Raw genomic sequence first — 23107 nt, forward strand, 5'->3', positions numbered from 1 at the left:
GCCGAGTTGCGCGCGTTTCCATTTTCCCTCCTTCTCGCGCTCGGCGTCTTGGCCGCAGGGCCGGCGCTCGCCCAGCCGGCTCCCTTCAGCATGTCGCCGGACAAACCGATTGCGCCGGCACCCGGAGCGGCGCCGGCACAGCCGCCGGCCCCTGCCGCCTCCCCTTCCGCCGCGCCCTTCGACATGAAGGCGACCCCGGCGGCCCCGGCCCCAGCCGCCCGTACACCAGGCCAAGGCTCAGCGCCCGCAGCGCCGGCTCCCTTCCAGATCGCACCGCCGGCGCCCCGGCCGCCGGTACAGGCGGGGCCCTCGTCCGAACCGGGAAAGCTCCAGAACCAAGCCCCCTCGGCACGCCCGACACCGCAACTCACACAGGGATCAGGCGCGGCTGCACCGGTGCGCGGCACGACTCGCCCCCTCCTGCCGTTCGAAACGATGCGCTTCGAAGGCGAGACGGATTCGCACAGCTGGGCGGTCTTCCTGACCCAGGATGAGGCCGCCAGCGGATCGAGCCTGTCGGTCGGCTACCGGAACGCCGTCGTCGTCATGCCGGAAGCGTCGAACCTCAGAATCTCGATCAACGGCGAGAGCGTGACCGCGATTCCCATCATGTCGGCGCAGGGAATCAAGCGCGTGGTGGTTCCGGTCCGCCAGGGCATTCTCAGGACCGGGCAGAACATCATTCGCATGGAGGCCAGCCAGCGCCACCGGACCGACTGCACCATCAAGGCCACCTACGAGCTCTGGACCGAGCTGGACGCCGCCTCGACGAGCCTGATGTTCACGGAGGGCGCGCCGCGAACCATCCGCAGCCTCGAGGATCTGCCCGCCATCGGTCTCGACAATTCCGGCGTGACGACCATCCGCATCATTGCGCCACGCATCTACCGTCCCGAGATCCGCGACCGTCTCCTCCGCCTGGCCCAGCTCGCAGCCCTGCGCGGCCGCTATGCCCATCCGGTCATCCAGGTTCTGGAAACGGATCCGGGCCCCTCGCCCGTAGGGACCCTTAAGGTCGTCATGGGCATCGCCAGCGAGTTGCGCGGCATCACGGCGACCGTTCCGGAAGCGGCGACGATCCAGCCCCTGGCCATCATGATGCAGGACCCGGGCTCGACCGCCCCCTACCTGATGGTTTCCGGCCCCACTTGGAACGACCTGGACAACGCCATCACCATCGTCGGCGGGCAGGGCTTCGGGGAAGGATCACGCGAGCGGGGAATGGTCGACACCGCCTCATGGCTCTGGCCCGAGGCGCCAACAGTGCTGGGCCGCCGCCAGCTTCGCTTTGCGGACCTCGGGGTCCAGACCCAGGAATTCTCCGGCCGGCGTTTCAGGGCGCGGTTCACCGTCAATCTCCCGTCCGACTTCTATGCCACCGATTACGGCGAGGCGACCCTGTTCCTCGATGCCGCGCACACGTCGGCCGTCCAACCCGGCAGTCGCATTGACATCTATGTGAACGACCGGATCAGCGCGACGATGACCATCACGTCGAGGGGCGATCTGTTCCGACGCCATCCGATCCGCATTCCGATGCGGAATTTCAAGCCGGGCCTCAATCACTTCACTTTCGAGACGATCCTTCTGACCGCTGCCGACGACCGCTGCGTCCCGGGCGAAACCCTGTCGGAGACGAGCCGCTTCGTCCTGTTCGACACGAGCTCGCTCTACATCCCGAACTTTGGGCGCATCGGCAGGATGCCGGATCTGGCGACTCTGAGTGCAGGCGGCTTTCCCTACGGTGATTTTCCGGCAGCCGTCGTGCTCGCGCGCCAGGACGCCCTGAACTACTCCGCAGCCGGAACCCTGCTCGCCCGGATGGCCCGAGATGCAAACGCTCCCGTGCGGGCCTATTTCGTCAACGCCGCCAGCGCGAACGACGTATCGGTGATCCATGTGGGCGCCCTGGACCAGCTGCCTCCGGGCCTGCTCGGCCGCGTCGACGTCTCGGAAAACCTGCGGAACATCTGGCAGCCGGGCCCGGCCTCCAGCTGGTCTTTTCCGACGGCTCAACCCGAGGGACAGGCCCGTCCCCTTCAGAAGACGGCATCCGCCGCGCCAGCAGGTAGGGTGGTAACGAGCGAGCCGGCAGAACCGCTCACCACGGACGAGATGCGCCGCCGCTGGGCCGAGAGCCTGCAAAGGCGGGGCTTCCTGCAGAGGACCCTGGAATCCATTACGAACTGGGTGGAAAGCACCTTCAACCTGTCCCTCGCGAAGCTCGCGCTGGAGGACAAGAAGGATCAGCCCTATGAGCCGCCACAGCGCACCACTCTCCTGCTGGCACAGAGCCGCGCCGACGGACCGGGCACCCGGACCCTTGTGACGGCGAGGACCGAAGAAGCGCTCGCGGAGGAGATGGTCCGCCTGACCCATCCGCTGGTCTGGTCGCAGGTATCAGGGCGGGCGCTCGCCCTCGACCCGACCGATGAGAAACTCGAGATCGAGCCGATCAACAGCTTCACCTTCGTTCAGACCCAGCCGTTCTCGCTCACGAATCTCCGGCTCGTCGCGGCGAATTGGATGTCCGTCAACATCCTGCAATATGCGCTTCTCGTCGTGGTCTGCTGCACACTTCTTGGAGCCGCGACCTATCTCCTGCTGAACCGAATGGGACGCAATCGATGAAGGAGATGGCATGAACGCGGTTGTCCGTTGCCTGTCCGGTTCCGTGCTGCTCCTCCTGCTGATGGCGGGCCTGACGCCGGCCGCCCGGGGCGCCACCATGGAACCGCTCAAGATCACCGGCTTCGTCTCCTCCGCCGACTGGGAGGCCTATCGGACCCGCTTCATCGAGGATACCGGGCGCGTCGTCGACAATGCCAACGGCAACATCAGCCACAGCGAGGGGCAGGGCTACGGCCTGCTTCTGGCCTTCATGGCCGGCGACCGCCTGACCTTCGAAAAGATCTGGACCTTCACCTACACGGAATTCCTCATCCGCGACGACGGCCTTGCGGTGTGGAAATGGGATCCGACAGCCACTCCTCACGTGACCGACCGCAATAATGCCACGGACGGCGACATCCTGATCGCCTATGCGCTGGCGAAGGCCGGAGCGGCCTGGCAGGACCAGCGCTACAACCAGGCCGCCCAGAAACTCGCCAAGGCCATCGGCAGAGCGACGATCGCCAAGAATGCCGGCTTCCCGTTCCTGCTTCCGGGCGTGAAGGGCTTTACGCAGGCGGACCGCCGGGACGGCCCGGTCGTCAACCTGTCCTATTGGGTCTTCGAGGCCTTTCCGGTGCTGGCGACGCTGGCCCCGGAATACGATTGGAGCGGCGTCTGGCGCGAGGGCATCGTACTGCTCCAGCAGGCGACGGCCGGGCGGACTCATCTTCCGGCCGACTGGATTTCCATCCACAACCGCATGATGCCGCGCACGGCCGAGGGCTTCGATCCCGAGTTTGGTTACAACTCGTTAAGGATACCTCTTTACTTGTTGCGGGCGGGGATGGCCGACATGGACTGGCTGAAGACGCTCAGGCAGCGCTGGATCGTGGACCAGGAAGGGGTCGCCACCGTCAACGTGGTGACCGGAGAGGTCAAGGAGCGCCTGACGGATCAAGGCTATGTGGCCCTGTCGGCCCTGCTCGCCTGCGCGCTGGACGGAACGAAGGTCCCGGACACCCTGAAAGCCTTCAACCCGCAATTCTACTACCCGGCAAGTCTCTATCTGCTGTCGATGTCGCTGATCGGTGAGAAATATCCGCAATGCCTTTGAATCGTGGCATGATGGCGCTCGCGGTTGCGGGCCTCGCCTTCGCGGCGCTGGCGCAGCAATCCGGCTCGCCTGCTCCGCCTCAAGGCCCGGAACCGAACGCCTCCTCGGCGTCCCCCCGACGCCAGGTGGACGAGTCCGCCCTGCGGTACTTCGCCTCCCAAGGGGATACGCGGCGCGTCGATGCCGAGATCGCCCGGTTGCGGGCGCTTTATCCCGACTGGTCTCCCCCGGCTGATCTCTCTCAGCTGGTTGGGGGCGGAGGGGTCGTGAACGACCCTGAAGTGGACCGTCTCTGGGGCCTCTACACGGAAAACAAATTCAGCGAGGCGCGGGCCGCCATCGCGGCCCGCCAGGCCGCGGACCCGCAATGGAAGCCGCCGCCGGACCTTGTCACGGCTCTCGACGTCGCCGAGGCGCGCAAGCGGCTCGTGAATGCGTCCGACAACAGCCAGTGGCGCACCGTCCTGTCCATCGCGACGGAGACGCCCTCGCTCTTGACCTGCGCCAATGTGGATTCTCTCTGGCGCGTGGCCGAGGCCTTCGCGAAGACAGACCAGACCGGCCGCACCCGCGACGTCTATACCTATATCCTGACCAATTGCGCGAACCCGGCCGAACGGCTCGGGACGCTGCAGAAGGCTCTCACGCTCCTCGACGAGGCGCAGATCGCCGATCTCCTCAAATATGAGCGCAAGAGCGGCGATTATCCGGACGACTTCAGCGCCATCCGTGACGAGCTGGCACGGCGCCGGGTCGCACGTGCTTCCACGGATCCCAAGCTCACGGCTTCGGCCGAGGATCTCGCGGTGGTCGAGCGCCTCGCGGAAAGCGGGAAGGAGCCCGGCAACGCGCTTCTGCTGGGCTACTACAGCTATCACCACAAGAACCCCGAGAAGGCGCTGAGCTGGTTCAAGACGGCCCTCGACCGCGGCGGCAGCGAGAAGGCGGCCGAGGGCTACGCTCTCTCCCTGCGGGATCTCAACCGCCTCGCGGAGGCGGAGGCTTTCGCCTTCGAGTGGCGCGACAAGGCGCCCGAGAACATGCAGGTCTATCTCGACGTGGCGACGGCCCTGCTGAGCCAGGACCCACCTCCGCGCCTCGACCCGAAGGTGATTGTCCGCGTCATTCCGGCCGTCACCAAGGCCCGTTCGGCAGGCGCCGCCCAGGCCCTCGGCTGGTACTCCTACAATACCGGGCAGATCAGCACGGCGCGGGAGTGGTTCGAGGAAGCCTTGAGCTGGAAGGCCGATGACGAGCCCTCTGCCTATGGGGTGGCAATCACGAGCCAGCGTCTGAACGACCGTGCCCGTTTCAATGCCATCGTGTCACAATGGCGCTCTCGCTCCCAGCGCATCGCCGACCTGGCCGACGGGATCGTCCGTGACCGGACCGCACAGGCCACTCCGCAGCCTGCACCTCCTTCACCCGTCGAGCCTCAGATATCGTCTCCGCGCGCCGTCGCACCGGCCCCTGAATTGCCTGCGCCCCCTCCGGAACGACCCCGGCGCATCGAAGAAACGCGCGTGGCAGCCTATGACCGGCTTGTGGTGCAGCAGGAGCGCCAGCTCCAGGGCAAGCGCCCGGCCGCCCGGCGGGGAGCCTCGCGCCAGGCCTGTACGACGACTCGCGACCCCGGCAGCCTTTCCGCCCCTGCGGCCCTGAACCTGGGATGGTGCCTGATGGAGATGAACCGTCCCCTGGAAGCGGCGGCCGCCTTCGATCACGCCTTCACGCTGGGCAGTCCGGCCCAGCGGGAGGACGCGGCCTACGGCAAATCTCTCGCCTATCTGCGCAAGGACCTGACGGGCAAGGCCGCCGTCGCGGCCGCCCAGGCACCTCAGACCTCGGCACGCCGGACCGAGCTGAGCGCCGCCATCCTGGCCCAGCGCGCCCTCGCGGCCTATCGCGACGGGCGGTGGCCGGACGTGATCCTGGCGCTTGGAGAGCGCGCCCGCGTCGTTCCAGAACAGAACGACCTCATGCTCCTGCGCGGCTGGTCCTACTTCAAGCTCGGCCGTTACGAGGACGCGGCAAGAATCTTCCGTGCCGTTCAGCAGACGGGCTATTCCGACGAGGCGGGTGCCGGGCTCAGCGCCATTATGGAAATTACCGGCCAGGTCCGCCAATATTGATCGCCCGCCCGGAGTGCCCTCTGGCGGGGCCGGGGGAGCTCATGTTGCAGGAGGCGGCGTTCCGCCCAATATAGGAGCCCCGGGACAATCCGTCCCGCTCCGTCATCAAAGCCCGAGCCATGGCAAGCCTGCAGATCGTTCTCTTCGACATATGCGGCACGGAATGTGCGTTGCGCCGGGATGCGGTGCGGGAGCTGCTCCCCCTTCCCCATCTGCGCCGCCCGCCGCGCCTGCCCGCGCCCGTAGCCGGTTTCTTCAATCTGGGAGGCTCCGCAGTGCCGGCGCTTGGGCTCGATGTCCTGTTCGGGCTCAGCCGGGAGGCGACTTCGTCCGAGGCCGACCTTTATCGGCACCTCATTCTCGTCGAGGGTCTGACGCCGGGCCTGCCGACGGCCCTCCTTGTGGATCGCGTCGAAGACGTACAGACCATTCCGGCCGACCGGCTGTTCCCCGTCCGCGAGGAGGGGACCTTGAACGGCTGTGTCGAGGCCGAGATCGACCTCGATGGCAGGCTCGTTCATCTCCTCTCCCTGGAGCGCATCCTCCTGGCCGGTGAGCGTCAGGCTCTTTCCGAGCTGAACCGTCAGGCGCAGAGCCGCCTCGACACCTGGTCGGCCACGGCCTGATGGCCGGACAGCTCGTCCCCCGCCTCGATTTCGATACCGCCTTTCCCCGTCTGAAGGCCCTGGTCATCGAACGGACGGGGCATTTCTACTACGAGGACAAGGACGATCTCCTCTGGGAGAGAATTCGCAAGCGCCTGAGGGCGACAGGCTGCCGGGACGGCGCCCAATACCTGGAGCGCCTCCTCGATCCCGCGCTCGGCCCTGCGGAATGGACCCGCCTCGAAGCCGACATCACGATCGGCGAGACTTTTTTCTTCCGTTATGCGGAGCAGTTCACGGCCCTCCGCGAGAAGATCCTGCCCGAGATCATCGAGCGCCGGCGACCGGAGCGGCGTCTGCGGATCTGGAGCGCGGGCTGCGCCACCGGCGCCGAGCCCTACTCGATCGCGATCCTGCTCAAGCAACTGCTTGGAGACGATCTGGAAAACTGGCGCATCGCCATCATCGGGACGGATATCAATGAGACTTTTCTGGACACGGCGCGACAGGCCCTGTTCGGCCGCTGGGTCCTGCGCTCCCTCTCGCCCGACGATCTGGCGGCATTCTTCGACCGCACCGACAGCAAGGACCGGTGGCGACTGAAGAAGGGTTACCGGGGATTGGTCCGGTTCGAGCGGCACAACCTCCTGAGCCTCCTCGACGGGACTTCGCCCCTGCAGTTCACGGAGTTCGACCTCGTCCTCTGCCGCAACGTGCTGATCTATTTCCATCCCGATACGGTGGTCCGGATCGTCAAAGCTCTCGGCGAGACCCTGCGGGAAGAGGGCTGGATGCTTCTGGGCCATGCCGAGCCAAATCCGGCCTTTGCGGCCTTCCTGAAGGTAGTCAACCTTCCGGGAACGGTGGCCTACCGGCGCTCATCGGCCGGGACCTCTCTCTCCGAGACTCCTCAGAACGTGGCATGGCTGCCCCCTGCCGCCCTGCCGCCTCTCCTGCCCCGTCCGGCCTTGCCGCAGCCTGCGAAGCCTCCTGTTCGCAGACCTCTCCGTCCCGCCCCGCCGATCGCGGAGCAGGTTCCGATCGCCGTGCCCCAGTGCCCGGATTCCCTCCTCGCCGAGGTTCGTGCCCTCGCCGATGCAGGTCGGTTTCAGGATGCGGAGGTTCTCTGCCGCCGGGCCCTCTCGGCCCAACCCCTCAGCGCGGCGCTGCATTTTTACGAAGGCTTGATTGCGCAGGCGCTGAAAAAGCCCGCAGAGGCCGAGAAGGCCTTTCGCCGGAGCATCTATCTCGATAAGAGCTTTGCCATGGCTCATTACCACCTCGGGCTTCTGCTCCTGGCCGACGGACGACAGGGGGCCGGCCGACGCTCCCTGTCGAATGCGGGGCGGATCGCCGCCGCAATGCCGGGCGAGACAGTGCTCGAAGAGACGGACGGCCTTACGGCCCAGGAGATGCGGAACCTGATCCGCCTGCATCTCCGGGCTGTGACCACGTCCGAAAAGGGGGAGTGACATGGCGAAGTCCCTGAGGCGCAAGCTGAGGCAGATCAGCCGAACCGGCACCCTCTCGGCCGAGGAGAGGATGCGCCATATCCTCGACGAAAGGACGCAGCGCCTGGCGGCGCGCCGGAATGGCGAGACCGTCTCGGCCTCGGAGACCCTGAGGGTCCTCGCCTGCAAAGCCGGCCGCGAGCATTTTGGAATCCCGATCGAGGCCGTGGCGGAGATCCTGCCCTTCCAGGCCTGCCTCCCCGTCCCCGACGGACCGGCCGCCCTGGTTGGCCTCCTGGGCCGAAACGGGCAGCTCGTCAGCGTCATCGACCTGAGTGCCGCCCTCGGCATGGCCCCGTCCTCGGAAGAGGGGGGTCGACATCTCATTATCCTGCGCCGTTCCTCCCCGAGGATTGCCCTGCGCGTCGACCGCGCCGAGGGGGTAGAAACGGTAACGCCAATTTCTCAAGAGGACGGCCGCAGCTTCCGGAACGAGGCCGTCATCGGCTATGCCGAATTCGGATCCGACGTTGCAGACCAGGAAAGAATCCTATCTCTTCTGGACATGGATCGCCTGCTTCGTCCCTTCCTGCCTTCTCTTCCTGTTTCTCCCGCATCTGGAGTCTGACGTGACGATATCGATCGCGAACCGCATCCTCCTCGGCTTCGCCTTCATTGTGGCGCTGATGGTCGGGCTTGGCATGTACACGCTCAACCAGCTCTCGGACGTCCGCCAGACGACCGAGACGATCGTCGGCCGCGATCTGACGATCATGCGGCAGGTGGAGACGATCGGCGCACAACAGAACGAAATGCGGGTGCTCCGGGAAGAGGTTCTCTCGCGGTTTCTCCTGCGCTCCCTCGGGCAGCAGCAGAACGCCTTCGAGAACCTCATTTCCGAGTGGAGCAAGCGCGCAGCCGAGGCCGAGGGATCGCTGTCGCAATCGATCGCCGCGGCGAACAGCTACCGGGCCGAATCCCTTTCTGGCGAGCGCAGCGAGGCTTGGCGGCGCATTGCGGAGCTTCTCGTCGCGGCAAGCGGGGAACTGCGCCAGCTCCGGGCCGAGACGGAGCGGCAGTTTACGGCCATCCAGGCCAATGACCTTCCGGGCGTCCTGGCCTCTCAGACAGCTCTGAACAGCAGTCGTAGCGAGTGGATCAAGATCCTCGGCGACGTGAGGGCAATCTTCGGCGAGACCGTCGCTGTCGGGCAGAAGAGGGTTGCGGAGGTATACGACCAAAGCCGGACGTCGATCGTTCTGGCCCTGGCGGGCGTCGCCCTTGTGAGCATCCTCATCACCTATGCTCTGCGGGCGTCCATCGCCAATCCGCTGGGTGCCTTCATGCAGTTCGTCGAGCGGGTCGGGCGGGGCGATCTGGCCGGGCAGACGGCAACGACCGGCACCGACGAGATCGGCCGCCTCGGTGCGACGCTCAACGAGATGGTGGAAGGGTTGCGGCAGCTCGCCAGGCAGAGCCGGGAGGCGACAGAGAACCTGAACGCGGCAGCCGCGGAAATCCGCGCCTCCACGCAGGAGCAGGCCGCCAGTGTCGAGGAGCAGCTCGCCGCCGTCCAGGAAACGGCCGCCACCGTGGACGAGATCACCCATGCGGGCGCCCAGATCGGCAAGCGGGCCCAGGAGGTCATTGCATCCGCACAGGCCACCGCCCAGACCAGCGTGGCCGGCCTGCAGGCCGTCGACGACACGGCACTGGCCATGGACGCGATCCGCGAGCAGGCCGAAGCCGTTGCCGAGAACATCGTGGCCCTGAGCGAGAAGACGCAGGCCGTCGGCGAGATCATCTCGTCCGTCAACGATATTTCCGAGAGAACGCACCTCCTGGCGCTCAACGCGGCCATCGAGGCTGCGGCGGCCGGCGAGAACGGACGCAGCTTCGCGGTCGTCGCCTCCGAGATGAAGGTCCTGGCCGATCAGGCCAAGGATGCGACCGCTCAGGTCCGTTCCATTCTGGGCGACATCCAACGCGGCATCAACTCCTCGGTCATGCTCACCGAGGAAGCGGTCAAGCGTGTTTCCGCCGGCAAGGAGCGGACCGACACGACCCAGCAGACGATCACGGAAATTTCGAGCCGCGTGCAGGAAAGCGTCCAGACCTTCCAGCAGATCGTGGCTTCGACGAACCAGCAGCAGCTCGGCATCGAGCAGGTGATGGGCGCTCTCCAGAACATCCGTCAGGCGAGCCAGCAGACGGCCGCCGGCACCCGACAGCTCGACATGGCGGCCGCGAACCTCTCCGATCTGTCGCAGCAGCTCCTGACTCTCGTCGAGCGCTACCGGATTTGACCACAGGAGCAGTGGAAGCACAGGCGTGACGGACATTCGCAAACAACTGCTTGCCGCGTTCGAGGTGGAACACCGGGAGCATCTGCATGCGATCCGCACGGCGCTCGACGATGCGGATAACGGCGCCCCCCTGGAGATGACGGATGTCTTCCGTCGGGCTCACTCCCTCAAGGGCGCCGCGAGGGCCGTCGATCTCCCGGCCGTGGAGGAGGTTGCCCACCAGCTCGAGGCCCTGTTCTCCCGCGTTCTCGACGGCAGCCAGACGCTCGATCAGGATACCGTTGCGGCCGTCCGCACGAGCCTGGACACGATCGAGGACCTCGTCGCCGAGGAGTTGCACCCATCCGGCGCAGCCCCGGTCGAGCGGCCCAGGGCCTCCTCGCCACCGGCCAGGCGGGAAGCCACCGTGCCCGAAGAGCCGCCCGCAACCGAGAGGGGAAGCGCGACCGTCGAGAAGCCCGAGCCGGCAGCCGAGGCAGGCGCAGGAACCTACCTGCGTGTCGCGGCCGGGCAGATCGAGGAGCTTGCAAACTCCATGCACCAGCTCCTGGCCGAAATCCAAGCCGACGAGGCCATGACGGACACGCTCCACCAGATCGAACTCGACGTGCGCAATCTGCGGCGCAACTGGGATTCGCTGCAGGGGCAGATCGTTTTGGGCGCCTCCGCCCGGTCGGGCCCGGTCGCGACGGCCAATCCCTCGCGCTCCATGGCGCCCCGGCTCCGGGACTTCGACCAGGACCTGAAGAGCCTGTTCCGCAAGCTGTCGGCTCTCTCCCGTAGCCATAAACTCGCGAGCTGGGCGACCGAGCAGGCCGCTCGCCAGGTCCGGGAGAATATCGAGCGGGTTTCCCTCGTGTCCGCCGAGACGGTGTTCGGCACGTTCGGCCCCATGGTGCGAGAAATCGCCCGTGAGGAGGGCCGGAACGTGCATGTCCGCACCCTGGGCCTCGACATCCAGGCCGACCGCCAGGTGCTCCAGGCCCTCAAGGACCCGGTCATGCATCTGCTGCGCAACGCCGTGAGCCACGGGGCGGAAAGCGGCCCCGAGCGCGCCGCGAAGGGCAAGTCGGAGCGGACCGAGATCGTTCTTGAGCTGGCCTCCCGGGGCGGCCGCCTGACGGTCAGCGTCCGGGATGACGGACGGGGTCCGGATCTCGCCCGCATCGAGCGGGTCGCCATCGAGCGGGGGTTCCTGCAGGCCAGAGGCGAGGACGAGCCTGCGCCGCGCATGGACCAATTGCTGTCGCTGGTCTTCTCTCCGGGCTTCTCCACGGCCGATGCAGTGGACCGCCTCTCGGGCCGCGGGATCGGCCTCTCGGTCGTGGCGGATGCCGCCCGCAGGCTCCATGGCTCGGTCCTGCTCCGCCCACGCTACCCCTGGGGCACGGAAGCACTTCTGTCGGTTCCCCTCACGGCGGCCCATCAGCCGCTTCTCCTGGTCGAGGCGGAAGGGCGGATGTTCGGCTTGCCGACCCATGGGGTCGAGCGCCTGTTGCGGGTGAATGCCCGGTCACTGGAAAGTGTTGAAGGCCGCCCAACGGTAAGGATCGATGTCCGGGGTCAGGACGTTATTGTCCCTGTCGTCGCCCTTGCCGCACTCACAGGATCGCCCAATGCGCCCATTCCGATCGAGATTGGACACGCCAAAGTCGTGCTCGTCCGACACGGGACACGCTATTGCGCCCTGGCCGTCAACACTCTCCACGATGTCCGCACGATGCTGGTGAACGAAGTCCAAGCCATCGGCCTCGGCGAGACGGTTTCCGGAACCGTACTCCTCGAGGATGAGATGCCGGCCCTTGTCCTGAGTCCCGAGCGCCTCGTCGAGCACTGGGTCAGGAACGAGAGCCGACTGGCCGCCAGCGGCCTCGGTCTTGCGGAAGGCGCGCCAGCCGCGAAGGGGCACGGCGCGACGGTGCTCGTGGTCGACGATTCAATCACCACCAGGACTCTCGAGAAGAGCATTCTCGAGGCGCAGGGCTATCAGGTTCTCCTCAGCGTCGACGGGATCGACGCGCTCAATGTGCTGCGCTCCGGAGAAACGATGATCGATCTCGTCATCGCGGATGTGGAAATGCCGCGCATGGACGGTTTCGGCCTGCTGCAGGCGATCAAGGCGGATCCGCGGCTTGCCTCCACGCCGGTTATCCTGATGACGTCACGGGCCGATCCGGCCGACGTCCGCCGCGGACTCGATCTTGGGGCGAACGCCTATATCACCAAGCAGAAGTTCGACCAGCGCGAGCTTTTGGCAACCATAGGCCAGCTCCTATGATGTCCCCACCGCAATCGCGCGTCCGCGTGATGGTCGTCGAGGACTCATTGGTCATCCGCCAGCTCCTCGCCCATATCATCGCCCGAGATCCGCGCCTCGTCCTAGCGGCGGCCGTCGGATCGGCCGAGGAGGCCCTGCAGGAGATCGGCCGCGTCCAGCCGGATGTGATCTCCATGGATATCCGCCTCCCCGGCATGGACGGGCTGGAGGCGACGCGCCGGATCATGTCCGAGCGCCCCACGCCGATCGTGGTCATTGCAGGAAGCGTGGAGGATTCCGCGCTGCGCATCTCCATGAACGCCCTGCGGGCTGGAGCGCTCTCGGTGGTCGAGAAACCCGTCGGGGTGACGAGTGCGGGCTATGACGGAATCGCCGAGACGATCTGCACCCAGCTCTACATCATGAGCCAGGTGCCGGTGGTCCGGCGGCGCTCCTTCGCCTGGCGGCCCGAGGCATCTGCCTCTCGCCCGGCGCAGGAAGAAACCCGCAACATCGCCCGTCCGACGATCCTGGGCATAGCCGCCTCGACAGGCGGCCCTCCTGCCCTTGCCAAGATCCTCGGCGCCTTTCCGGAGGATTTTCCTCTGCCGATCCTGCTCGTCCAGCATATGGGAGCCCCCTTCATGGAAGGGTTCGCGTCCTGGCTCGACGGACTGATCTCCCTGAAGGCCCGTCTGGCACGGGACCAGGAGATGCCTGTGGCCGGCACGGTCTATGTCGCCCCGGGCGACCGCCACCTGCTCCTGTCATCGGCCGGGACGTTGCGCCTGAGCGCGGCTCCTCCGGTCGGCAGCCAGCGCCCTTCCGCAACGCTGATGTTCGAGTCGATTGCCGAAGCCGTTGGCGCCAAGGGCCTTGGGGTGCTCCTGACCGGCATGGGCGAGGATGGAGCCAAGGGCCTCACCGATCTCCGCCGGGCCGGGGGCTACACGGTGGCGGAGCATGAGAGCACCGCGGTGGTCTATGGCATGCCTGCAGCCGCCGTGAAGATGGGAGGCGCGCGGGTCAGCCTGCCGCTCGACCTGATCGCCCCACGGATTCTGCGCCTCGCCAGAGGAGAGGGCGAATGAGCGCCGGCCCTGCCGCCCCTGCGCCCCGGATCCTTCTGGTAGAGGATTCGGAGACGCAAGCGCTTCAGCTCCGGCACATGCTGTCGACCAACGGCTTTGCCGTGGACTGGCAACCGACCGCCGAGGCCGCCCTCGACAGCCTGAATGCAGGCTTGCCGGATCTCGTCATCTCGGATTTCCACCTCCCGGGCATGAATGGCGACGAGCTGTCACGCCAGATGCGCCTCAACGTCCGGACCCGCGCCATCCCGGTCATCATGCTCACGGAGGCCCGGGAGCGCGCCGTCGAGCGGCAGGGCCTGGAGAGCGGTGCAGATGCCTATATCTCCAAATCGGCCGAGCAGGACCTGATCATCCTGCGGATCAAGGCGCTCCTGCGCCGCCGGTCCAGCCCGGACATCGAGGAGGGGCGCGAGGCGCCGAGCTTCAGCGCGTTCCGGCGCGCGCGCCTGATGGTGGTCGACGACAGCCAGACGCGCCGGACCTATCTCCAGGACCTCCTCAATCGGGAGGGATACGAAGTCACGATGGTTCCGGAGCCGGCCGAGGCGCTGACGCTCGTGAGCCGCCCCGGCGCCTCCTGGGACTGCATCCTGGTCTATATGCTCAGTCCAAGCTTCGACGGGATCGAGCTTTGCCGGCAGCTGAACGCCTATCGTGGCCTGGCACCGCTTCCGGGAATGGAGCTTCCGAACTTCTCCATCGTCGGCCTCGGCAATGAGGACGGCAGCGATGCGCTAGGGCGCGTTTTCGCTGCGGGAGCGGACGACGTGGTCCCGATGACCGCGGAGCCCGATGCCATGCGGATCCGCATCCGCGCCCTTGTCAGGCGCAGGCTGCTGCAGGACGAGAACTGGCGCATCGAGACGGAGCTGCGCGCGCGCGAACTCGCCCTTGAGCGCGCCCGTGCGGAGGCCGCCTCCGCCGAGGCCCGGGCTTCCCTCGCAGGTGCGTTGGCCAAGGCCAATTTCGAGCTTGAACAGGCCAATCACCGCCTTCGGGAGACGCAGGCCAAGCTGGTGCAGGCGGCCAAGATGGCGTCCCTCGGCGAGCTCGTCGCCGGCATCGCCCATGAGATCAACAATCCACTTGCCTTCATCATGGCCCACCAGGGTACGGTGGAGCGCCTGCTTGCCGATATCTCAGCGAAGGTCCCGGCCGAGCTCGGGCTCGAGCGTCCGCTGGGCAAGGCCCGGGAACGGGTCGGCGCCATGAAGCTGGGCCTGGGCCGGATCCAGGAGCTTGTCCTCAACCTGCGGCGCTTCTCTCGCCTCGACGAAGGCGGATTCCAGAGCGTGAACGTGCGCGAATCCATCGAGACCGTGCTGGCGCTCCTCGGGCACAAGCTCGGCACCCGCATCGACGTGAGGCGGCACTATCACGGCGCACCGGACCTCTATTGCTCGCCCGCCCTTCTGAACCAGGTGGTCATGAACATCATCGGCAACGCCGCCGACGCGATTTCCGGAACCGGCGCCATCGATATTGAAACTTCGAGCGACGAGACAACCTATACCATCCAGATCAGCGATACGGGACCGGGCATCGCCGCGGACATGCGGGAGCGCGTCTTCGAGCCGTTCTTCACCACGAAGCCGGTCGGCTCCGGAACTGGACTTGGCCTCGCGATCGCCTATAGCGTTGTCGAGGCGCACAAGGGAACGATCACGGTCGATGAGGGCCCGATGGGTGGTGCCCGTTTCACCGTGACGATCCCAAGGCAGAATATTGAATGATCGCGGTGAACGACATCACTCACAAGCCCGATACCATTCTGGTCGTCGATGACGAGCCGGACATCCTGATCGCGATCGAGGATCTCTTCGAGAACGATTATCGGGTCATCACCGCGTCCTCTCCCATCAAGGCCCTCGACCTCCTGCGCACCGAGCCGGACATTTCCGTCATCATCTCGGACCAGCGCATGCCCGAGATGCAGGGAGACGAGTTTCTGGCCAAGGCTCGGCAGCACAGCGATGCCGAAGCCATTCTCCTCACCGGCTACGCAGACCTGAAGGCCGTGATCGGGGCGGTCAACAGGGGCCGGATCGCTGCTTACGTACCCAAGCCCTGGGATCCTGCGGCCCTGACCGGCATGGTTGCCTCCGCGTCGGAGCGCCACCGGCTGACGCGCGAGCTCAACACGGAACGGGCCCTCCTGCGTGGCCTCATGGAGAGCATCGGCGAGCAGATTTCCTTCAAGGATCTGGAAGGCCGCTTCGTCCGCGTGAACAGCAGCAAGGCGGCGAGTCTCGGGCTGAGCGTCGAGGCCTGTCTGGGCCGCCGGGAGAGCGACTTTGCGTCCCCCGACCGGGCTGCAGCCCTCGCCGAGGCGGAACGCCACGCCATTGAGGCTCGCAGCCCCGTCGAACAGATCGAGGAGCGCCCGGGCACGGATGGAAATCCGCAATGGTTCTTCGTCACCCAGATCCCCATTCTCGACCAATCCGGCAGCGTGACGAGCATCGCCACCATCGAGCGTGACATTACAGAGCGCAAGATGATGGAGACACGGCTGCGGCAGGCCGACAAGATGCAGGCGCTCGGCACCCTGGCCGGGGGTGTGGCGCACGATTTCAACAACCTCCTCATGGCCGTGCTGGGGAGCCTCGACCTCGCGTCTCGTAGGGCACCCGATGACCCGCGCCTGAACCGCCTCCTGAAGAATGCCATCTATGCGGCGGAGCGCGGCGCATCCCTGACGCAGAGACTGCTCAGCTTCAGCCGCCAGCGGGACCTGCGCCTGCAGACGGTGGACATCAACCGCGTCATCACAGACATGAACGACCTTCTCGTACGGACACTCGGCGGTGTGATCCGGATCGAGAAGAACCTGTCCGACAACCTCTGGATGGCGACCGTCGATCCGGATCAGCTCGAGCTGGCGGTGCTGAACCTGTGCATCAACGCCCGCGACGCCATGTCCGAGAACGGCACCCTGATCCTCTCGACCCGCAACCGGACCGTGGCAGAGGGTGAGGTTCCCGATCTCGACGCAGGCGATTATGTCGTCGTTTCCGTGGCCGATACGGGCACGGGTATCCCGGCCGACATCCTCAACAGGGTGCTCGAGCCCTTCTTTACGACCAAGGAGGTCGGCAAGGGCACGGGACTTGGTCTGCCCATGGCCTATGGGCTCGCCCGTCAGTCCGGCGGCACTGTCACGATCGAGAGCACCCTCGGCACCGGGACGGTCGTTGAGCTCTATCTGTCACGTACCGCTGCGGATCTCCGAAAGACCGACACCCGGGCGGTTTCCCCTACGCTCCCGTCTCATAAGGTCCGCATCCTCCTCGTCGACGACGATCCTGATGTCCGGGCCGTGACCGCCGCCTATCTCACCGAGATGGGTCACCGGGTCGTGGAGGCCTCCGATGGCGCTTCCGGCATCGATACCTTGCGGGCGGACGATCAGATCGACCTGCTGATCGCCGATTTCGCAATGCCGGGGATGACGGGTCTCGATCTGGCGACCCAGGCCCGCCAGATCCGGCCGGATCTCGGCGTGCTCCTGGTCACGGGCTATGCCAATCCGGAAAGGGTGCCTGAGGGGTACCCCCTGTTGCACAAGCCCTTCAACCAGTCCGATCTGGCTTCGAAAGTGACCGAGACGGTCGAGGCCATGATAAAGGCCAACAAGCACCCGGCTTGACCTAAAGTCCGGAGCCTTCTGGCAAGTTCGTTACGCGCAGCGCCCCTTCAAAGTTGCTTTCTTACATCGACGTGGCTTGCGACGAATTCATGCGCAAGTTGGCCGAAATCGCGCAGATTTGACGAGCCTGCTTGCGATTTTGAACACCCCCAAGTCTGAAATGGTATATTTTTTCCAAATCCTTTGAATCCGCGGAGGGACAGATTGACATTGAATGATGTTCGCACCTTAACTCTGTCGCGGAACGGCCATAATCCAGAGCCGTCTCAGAGGACTTTCATATGAGGAAATCAGCTCTTCTCGCAGCTGTCTGCGTTCCGGCCTTCCTGGCGGCTGCCCCGCTTTCGGCCAAAACGCTTGTGTATTGCTCCGAAGGTAGCCCGGAGAACTTCTACCCTGGCGTCAACACCACCGGCACGTCGTTCGATGCCAGCGAGCAGATCTACAACCGTATCGTCGAGTTCGAGCGCGGCGGCACGAAGGTCGTCCCCGGCCTCGCCGAGAAGTGGGACATTTCGGAAGACGGCACGGTCTATACCTTCCATCTCCGCAAGAACGCCAAGTGGCATTCCAACAAGAACTTCAAGCCAACCCGCAACGCCAATGCGGACGACGTCGTGTTCATGCTGGAGCGTCAGTGGAAGGAGGATAATCCCTACTTCAAGGTGACGAGCCCGAACCATTCCTATTTCGGCGACATGGGTATGCCGGCTCTCCTGAAGACGGTCGAGAAGGTGGACGACTACACCGTCCGCATCACCCTGAACCGCCCCGAGGCGCCGTTCCTGGCCGACCTTGCGATGATGTGGGCCAGCGTCCAGTCCAAGGAATACGCCGATGCCATGATGAAGGCCGGCACACCCGAGAAGATCGACCAGGAGCCGGTCGGCACGGGTCCGTTCTACCTGGTCCAGTACCAGAAGGACGCCATCATCCGCTACAAGGCCTTCCCTGATTACTGGAACGGCAAGGCGAAGCTCGACGACCTCGTCTTCTCGATCACGCCGGACGCCTCCGTGCGCTGGGCGAAGCTCCAGAAGGGCGAATGCCACGTCATGCCGTATCCGAATCCGGCCGATCTTCAGGCCATGGAGAAGGATCCGAACGTGTCGATCCTTTCCCAGGCCGGCCTGAACATCGGCTATCTCGCCTACAACACCACGAAGAAGCCCTTCGACGACGTGAAAGTCCGCAAGGCGCTCAACATGGCCATGAACAAGAAGGCCATCGTCGAGGCGGTCTTCCTGGGCAGCGGCATTCCGGCCAAGAACCCGATCCCGCCGTCCATGTGGTCCTACAACGACAACGTGAAGGACGACCCCTACGATCCGGAAGCCGCCAAGAAGCTCCTGGCCGAAGCCGGCTATCCGAACGGGCTCGAGACCGACCTTTGGGCCATGCCGGTCCAGCGTCCGTATAACCCGAACGCGAAGCGCATCGCCGAGCTGATGCAGGCCGACCTCGCCAAGATCGGCGTGAAGGCCGAGATCAAGAGCTTCGAGTGGGGCGAGTACCGCAAGCGCATGCAGGCGGGCGAACACCAGATGGGCATGCTGGGCTGGACGGGCGACAACGGCGACCCGGACAACTTCCTGCACACTCTTCTCGGCTGCGACTCCGCCAAGAGCGCCTCGGGATCGAACGTCGCCAAGTGGTGCTACAAGCCGTTCGACGATCTTGTGACCAAGGCGAAGGTGACGACGAGCATTCCTGAGCGCACGAAGCTCTACGAGCAGTCTCAGGTGGTCTTCAAGGAGCAGGCTCCCTGGTTCACCATTGCGCATGCGGTGCAGCTGAAGCCCGTTCGCAAGGAAGTGATCGACTTCAAGCTCTCGCCCTTCGGACGCCACACCTTCTACGGTGTGGACATCAAGGGCAAGTAAGCCTTTACGATCCACCTCCGGCGGAGCGGCCCTGGCGCCGCTCCGCCTTTTTACATTCAGACGATGCTCCGCTTCATCCTTACCCGCGTCAGCCTGATCATCCCCACCTTCATCGGGATCACGCTGCTCGCCTTTTTCCTCATCCGCCTCGTGCCGGGCGATCCGATCGAGACCATGGCCGGCGAGCGCGGCATCGATCCGGTCCGGCATGAACAGCTGCGCAAGGAATACGGCTTCGACAAGCCGGTCATCGTGCAGTATGGCATCTATATCTCACGCGTCCTGCAGGGCGATCTCGGCAAGTCCCTCATCACGCAGGCACCCGTCTGGGAAGAGTTCAAGTCCCTGTTCCCCGCGACCATGGAGCTGGCGCTCTGCGCGATCCTGTTCGCGCTGATCCTCGGGCTTCCGGCCGGCATGCTTGCGGCCATCCGACGAAATTCCATCTTCGACCACGGGTCATGGGCATATCGCTGACCGGCTATTCCATGCCGATCTTCTGGTGGGGCCTGATCCTGATCCTGGTCTTCTCGGTGCAGCTCGACCTGACCCCCGTTTCGGGCCGGATCGACGTTCTCTACTACATCGAGCCGGTGACAGGCTTCCTGCTCATCGACAGCCTCCTTTCGGGTGAAGAAGGCGCCTTCGCGTCGGCCGTAGAGCACCTCATTCTTCCGACCATCGTGCTCGGCACCGTGCCGCTCGCGGTCATCGCCCGCATGACGCGCTCCGCCATGCTGGAGGTCCTGGGCGAGGATTATATCCGCACCGCAAAGGCGAAGGGCCTGTCCCGCTATCGGGTGATCGCCCTGCATGCCCTGCGCAATGCGCTCATTCCCGTCGTCACCGTCATCGGCCTGCAGGTCGGCGTCCTGTTCACGGGCGCCATCCTGACCGAGACGATCTTCTCCTGGCCGGGGGTCGGCAAGTGGCTGATCGACGCCATCTTCCGTCGGGACTACCCGGTGCTGCAGGGCGGCGCCCTGCTCCTCGGCGTCGTCGTGATGAGCGTCAACCTCTTCGTCGACCTTGCTTATGGCCTTATCAATCCGCGCATCAGGCATAACCGATGACCGCAGAAATCATGGAAGCTCCCGCCGCGGCTGCGCCGACGGCAACACCGCCACACCCCTTGCGCGAGTTCTGGGGATATTTCAGCGCCAACAGGGGCGCGGTCGCGGGCCTGATCGTCATCGCGTTCGTGGTCATCGTGGCGCTCCTCGCCGATGTCATCGCGCCGCATTCGCCCTATGTCACGGACACCTCCATCGCGCTTAAGCCGCCGTTCTGGCAGGAGGGCGGAAGCCTCGCCTATCCGCTCGGGACGGACCCGATCGGTCGCGACATCCTCTCGCGGCTGATCTACGGCTCGCGCCTGTCACTTCTGATCGGCATCGTGATCGTGTCGATCTCGATCGTCCTCGGGACCGTTCTCGGCCTTGTCGCGGGCTTCACCCGCGGCGTGACCGAGATCTTCATCATGCGCCTGATGGACATCATCCTGACCCTTCCGAGCCTCCTCCTGGCCATCGTCGTCGTCGCGGTCCTGGGTCCGGGCCTCATCAACTCGATGCTCGCCGTCGCGCTGGTGATCCTGCCCCATTACGTCCGCCTGGCGCGCGCCGCCGTCATCACCGAGACGTCGAAGGATTACGTCACGGCCGCGCGAGTCAGCGGAGCCGGCACGCTCCGCCTCATGTTCAAGGAAGTGCTGCCCAACTGCACGGCACCCCTGATCGTGCAGGCCTCCCTCGGCATCTCGACCGCGATCCTCGACGCTGCGGCGCTCGGCTTCCTCGGGCTCGGTGCCCAGCCGCCGGCGCCGGAATGGGGCACCATGCTGGCGGATGCGCGCGAATTCGTGCTGCGCGCCTGGTGGGTGGTCACCTTCCCGGGCCTTGCGATCCTCATCACGGTGCTGGCGTTCAACCTCCTGGGCGATGGCCTTCGCGACGCCCTGGATCCCAAATTGAAGCGTTGATCATGGCTCTGCTCGAAATCGAAAACCTCTCGGTCGAATTTCCGACCCAAGGCGGCATCATGCGTGCCGTGGACGGCGTCAGCCTCAAGCTCGACGAAGGCGAAATCCTCGGCGTGGTGGGCGAATCCGGCTCAGGGAAAAGCGTCACGATGCTGGCGCTCATGGGCCTCGTCCCATTCCCTGGGCGGGTGAGGGCCGACAAGCTCTCGTTCAACGGGCGCGATCTCCTGACGATCTCCGACCGTGAGCGCCGCAAGCTCACGGGCAAGGACGTCGCGATGATCTTCCAGGAGCCGACCACCAGCCTGAACCCATGCTTCACCATCGGCTTCCAGCTGAAGGAAACCCTGCGCCTGCACGAGGGCATGGACCGCAAGGCCGCGCATCGCAGGGCCATCGAGTTGCTGGAACAGGTCGGCATCCCGTCGCCCGAAAGCCGCCTGTCCGCCTTCCCGCACCAGCTCTCGGGCGGCATGAACCAGCGCGTTATGATCGCCATGGCGATCGCCTGCAACCCGAAGCTTCTCATCGCGGACGAGCCGACGACCGCTCTCGACGTGACCATCCAGGCGCAGATCCTCGACCTGCTGAGCAATCTGCAGAAGGAGCGCAACATGGCTCTCGTCATGATCACGCATGACATGGGCGTGATCGCCGAGACGGCCAAGCGCATCATGGTCATGTATGCGGGCCAGATCATGGAGGAGCGCGCCGCGGAGGATCTCTTCGCCTCGCCGCAGCACCCCTATACGGCCGCCCTTCTAGCGGCGCTGCCGGAGAACAGCGAAGGCGGGCGCCTCTCGACCATTCCGGGCGTCGTGCCGGGGCTCTACGACCGGCCGAAGGGCTGCCTGTTCAGCCCACGCTGCAAGTATGCGACGGAGCACTCGCGCAACGTGCGCCCCGAGCTGCGCCCCTGGGCCGGCGGACAGATCCGCTGCCATTACCCCCTCGGTGACCCGAGCCGAACGGCCCGGATCGAGGCCGATCATCCCCTTGGCACGGAGGCTGCATCGTGACCGCGCCCGTTGTCGAAGCCAACAATCTCAAGCGCGTCTACGAAGTGCGACGCGGCCTGTTCAAGGAGCCCGGCCGCCTGCAGGCCGTGGGCGGCGTCTCGTTCTCCATCGCGCCCGGCAAGACCCTGGCGGTGGTCGGCGAATCCGGATGCGGCAAGTCCACCCTCGCGCGCATGGTCACCCTTATCGAGAAGCCGACCGAGGGCACCCTGAACCTCGACGGCATGGATGCCATCCATCCACCTGCCGGCCGGGCGAAGGATCTGCGCCGCACGGTGCAGCTCGTGTTCCAGAACCCCTACGGATCGCTCAATCCGCGCAAGAAAGTCGGGACGATCCTGGAGGAGCCGCTCGCCATCAACACCAGCCTCTCGGCCGCCGAGCGCACCGAGCGGGCACGGGCCATGATGGCGAAGGTGGGCCTGCGCCCCGAGCATTACAGCCGCTATCCGCACATGTTCTCGGGCGGCCAGCGCCAGCGCATCGCCATCGCCAGGGCCCTGATGCTTTCGCCCAAGCTGGTGGTGGCGGACGAGCCCGTCTCGGCGCTCGACGTGTCGATCCAGGCCCAGGTTCTCAATCTCCTGGCCGATCTGCAACAGGAGCTAGGCCTCGCCTATCTCTTCATTTCGCACGACCTGGGCGTGGTCCGTCACATCGCGGACGATGTGCTCGTGATGTATCTCGGCCATGCGGTGGAACAGGGACCGAAGGAGCGCATTTACGCGCGCCCCTTACATCCCTATACGCAGGCGCTCCTGTCCTCGACGCCCGGCATCTCGGGCAAGAAGACCAAGCGCATCGTCCTGAAGGGTGAGCTGCCCTCGCCGCTCAATCCGCCGCAGGGCTGCGTGTTCTCGACGCGCTGCCCCTATGTGACCGATCGCTGCCGGGCCGAGCGACCGGCGCTGCGCCCGCTCGACGGACGCCTTGTGGCCTGTCACTACGCCGAAGACTTCCTTCGCGAACAGCCCGTTTGAGACGATCCTCGGCGCATCGTGCG

General features: G+C 65.5%; 15 protein-coding genes and 1 pseudogene. All 16 read left to right on the forward strand.

Going from position 1 to position 23107, the window contains the following annotated elements; all coding sequences use genetic code 11:
• Window positions 1-6 precede the first annotated feature (6 nt).
• The 16 genes and pseudogenes from C4E04_RS18605 (at window position 7) to C4E04_RS18680 (ending at window position 23084) form a co-directional block, all read left to right on the forward strand.
• On the forward strand, window positions 7-2631 hold the full coding sequence (locus C4E04_RS18605; protein ID WP_109599847.1) for a cellulose biosynthesis cyclic di-GMP-binding regulatory protein BcsB: 2625 nt from the start codon (window positions 7-9) through the stop codon (window positions 2629-2631).
• Window positions 2632-2641: 10 nt separating this feature from the next.
• The gene (locus tag C4E04_RS18610) at window positions 2642-3727 is read left to right on the forward strand and encodes a glycosyl hydrolase family 8 (RefSeq protein ID WP_109599849.1); all 1086 of its coding nucleotides are present in this window, start codon (window positions 2642-2644) and stop codon (window positions 3725-3727) included.
• Entirely contained in the window at window positions 3718-5859 is a 2142-nt protein-coding gene (locus tag C4E04_RS18615) for a tetratricopeptide repeat protein (RefSeq protein WP_162559466.1), read from the forward strand. Before C4E04_RS18610 ends, C4E04_RS18615 begins: the two co-directional genes overlap by 10 nt.
• Window positions 5860-5978: 119 nt before the next feature.
• Window positions 5979-6485, forward strand: a complete 507-nt coding sequence (locus tag C4E04_RS18620) for a chemotaxis protein CheW (RefSeq protein WP_109599853.1) — start codon at window positions 5979-5981, stop codon at window positions 6483-6485.
• The gene (locus tag C4E04_RS18625) at window positions 6485-7936 is read left to right on the forward strand and encodes a protein-glutamate O-methyltransferase CheR (protein WP_109599855.1); all 1452 of its coding nucleotides are present in this window, start codon (window positions 6485-6487) and stop codon (window positions 7934-7936) included. Before C4E04_RS18620 ends, C4E04_RS18625 begins: the two co-directional genes overlap by 1 nt.
• Before the next feature lies 1 nt (window position 7937).
• The gene (locus C4E04_RS18630; RefSeq protein WP_109599857.1) at window positions 7938-8543 is read left to right on the forward strand and encodes a chemotaxis protein CheW; all 606 of its coding nucleotides are present in this window, start codon (window positions 7938-7940) and stop codon (window positions 8541-8543) included.
• Window position 8544: 1 nt separating this feature from the next.
• Window positions 8545-10221: a methyl-accepting chemotaxis protein gene (locus tag C4E04_RS18635; protein ID WP_245416158.1), complete on the forward strand. Its 1677-nt coding sequence runs from the start codon at window positions 8545-8547 to the stop codon at window positions 10219-10221.
• Between the two features lie 25 nt (window positions 10222-10246).
• Entirely contained in the window at window positions 10247-12499 is a 2253-nt protein-coding gene (locus C4E04_RS18640) for a response regulator (RefSeq protein ID WP_109599861.1), read from the forward strand.
• Window positions 12496-13569: a chemotaxis-specific protein-glutamate methyltransferase CheB gene (cheB, locus tag C4E04_RS18645; protein WP_371682012.1), complete on the forward strand. Its 1074-nt coding sequence runs from the start codon at window positions 12496-12498 to the stop codon at window positions 13567-13569. Before C4E04_RS18640 ends, cheB begins: the two co-directional genes overlap by 4 nt.
• Window positions 13566-15305 carry a response regulator gene (locus tag C4E04_RS18650; RefSeq protein ID WP_109599865.1) on the forward strand — a complete coding sequence of 580 codons (1740 nt, stop codon included), beginning with the start codon at window positions 13566-13568 and terminating at the stop codon, window positions 15303-15305. The genes cheB and C4E04_RS18650 overlap by 4 nt, the downstream gene beginning before the upstream one ends.
• Complete coding sequence (locus tag C4E04_RS18655) at window positions 15302-17221, forward strand: response regulator (RefSeq protein ID WP_109599867.1); 1920 nt, start codon at window positions 15302-15304, stop codon at window positions 17219-17221. The genes C4E04_RS18650 and C4E04_RS18655 overlap by 4 nt, the downstream gene beginning before the upstream one ends.
• Before the next feature lie 281 nt (window positions 17222-17502).
• On the forward strand, window positions 17503-19104 hold the full coding sequence (locus tag C4E04_RS18660; RefSeq protein WP_109599869.1) for an ABC transporter substrate-binding protein: 1602 nt from the start codon (window positions 17503-17505) through the stop codon (window positions 19102-19104).
• 63 nt (window positions 19105-19167) lie between these two features.
• Window positions 19168-20177: pseudogene (locus C4E04_RS18665) on the forward strand (ABC transporter permease subunit).
• Window positions 20174-21085 carry an ABC transporter permease subunit gene (locus tag C4E04_RS18670; RefSeq protein WP_109599872.1) on the forward strand — a complete coding sequence of 304 codons (912 nt, stop codon included), beginning with the start codon at window positions 20174-20176 and terminating at the stop codon, window positions 21083-21085. Before C4E04_RS18665 ends, C4E04_RS18670 begins: the two are co-directional and overlap by 4 nt.
• Before the next feature lie 2 nt (window positions 21086-21087).
• Entirely contained in the window at window positions 21088-22104 is a 1017-nt protein-coding gene (locus C4E04_RS18675) for an ABC transporter ATP-binding protein (RefSeq protein ID WP_109599874.1), read from the forward strand.
• A complete protein-coding gene (locus C4E04_RS18680) occupies window positions 22101-23084 on the forward strand; it encodes a peptide ABC transporter ATP-binding protein (RefSeq protein ID WP_109599876.1) in 984 nt (327 codons plus the stop codon). The genes C4E04_RS18675 and C4E04_RS18680 overlap by 4 nt, the downstream gene beginning before the upstream one ends.
• Window positions 23085-23107: the final 23 nt, after the last annotated feature.

The sequence above is a fragment of the Microvirga sp. 17 mud 1-3 genome, assembly GCF_003151255.1.
GTDB lineage: Bacteria > Pseudomonadota > Alphaproteobacteria > Rhizobiales > Beijerinckiaceae > Microvirga.

Bases quoted from the DNA above. Each gene is read 5' to 3' on its own strand.
- C4E04_RS18625 (WP_109599855.1), top strand. From the start codon at position 6,485: ATGGCCGGACAGCTCGTCCCCCGCCTCGATTTCGATACCGCCTTTCCC.
- C4E04_RS18630 (WP_109599857.1), top strand. From the start codon at position 7,938: ATGGCGAAGTCCCTGAGGCGCAAGCTGAGGCAGATCAGCCGAACCGGC.
- C4E04_RS18650 (WP_109599865.1), top strand. From the start codon at position 13,566: ATGAGCGCCGGCCCTGCCGCCCCTGCGCCCCGGATCCTTCTGGTAGAG.
- C4E04_RS18670 (WP_109599872.1), top strand. From the start codon at position 20,174: ATGACCGCAGAAATCATGGAAGCTCCCGCCGCGGCTGCGCCGACGGCA.
- C4E04_RS18675 (WP_109599874.1), top strand. From the start codon at position 21,088: ATGGCTCTGCTCGAAATCGAAAACCTCTCGGTCGAATTTCCGACCCAA.
- C4E04_RS18655 (WP_109599867.1), top strand. From the start codon at position 15,302: ATGATCGCGGTGAACGACATCACTCACAAGCCCGATACCATTCTGGTC.
- cheB (WP_371682012.1), top strand. From the start codon at position 12,496: ATGATGTCCCCACCGCAATCGCGCGTCCGCGTGATGGTCGTCGAGGAC.
- C4E04_RS18615 (WP_162559466.1), top strand. From the start codon at position 3,718: ATGCCTTTGAATCGTGGCATGATGGCGCTCGCGGTTGCGGGCCTCGCC.
- C4E04_RS18620 (WP_109599853.1), top strand. From the start codon at position 5,979: ATGGCAAGCCTGCAGATCGTTCTCTTCGACATATGCGGCACGGAATGT.
- C4E04_RS18610 (WP_109599849.1), top strand. From the start codon at position 2,642: ATGAACGCGGTTGTCCGTTGCCTGTCCGGTTCCGTGCTGCTCCTCCTG.
- C4E04_RS18660 (WP_109599869.1), top strand. From the start codon at position 17,503: ATGAGGAAATCAGCTCTTCTCGCAGCTGTCTGCGTTCCGGCCTTCCTG.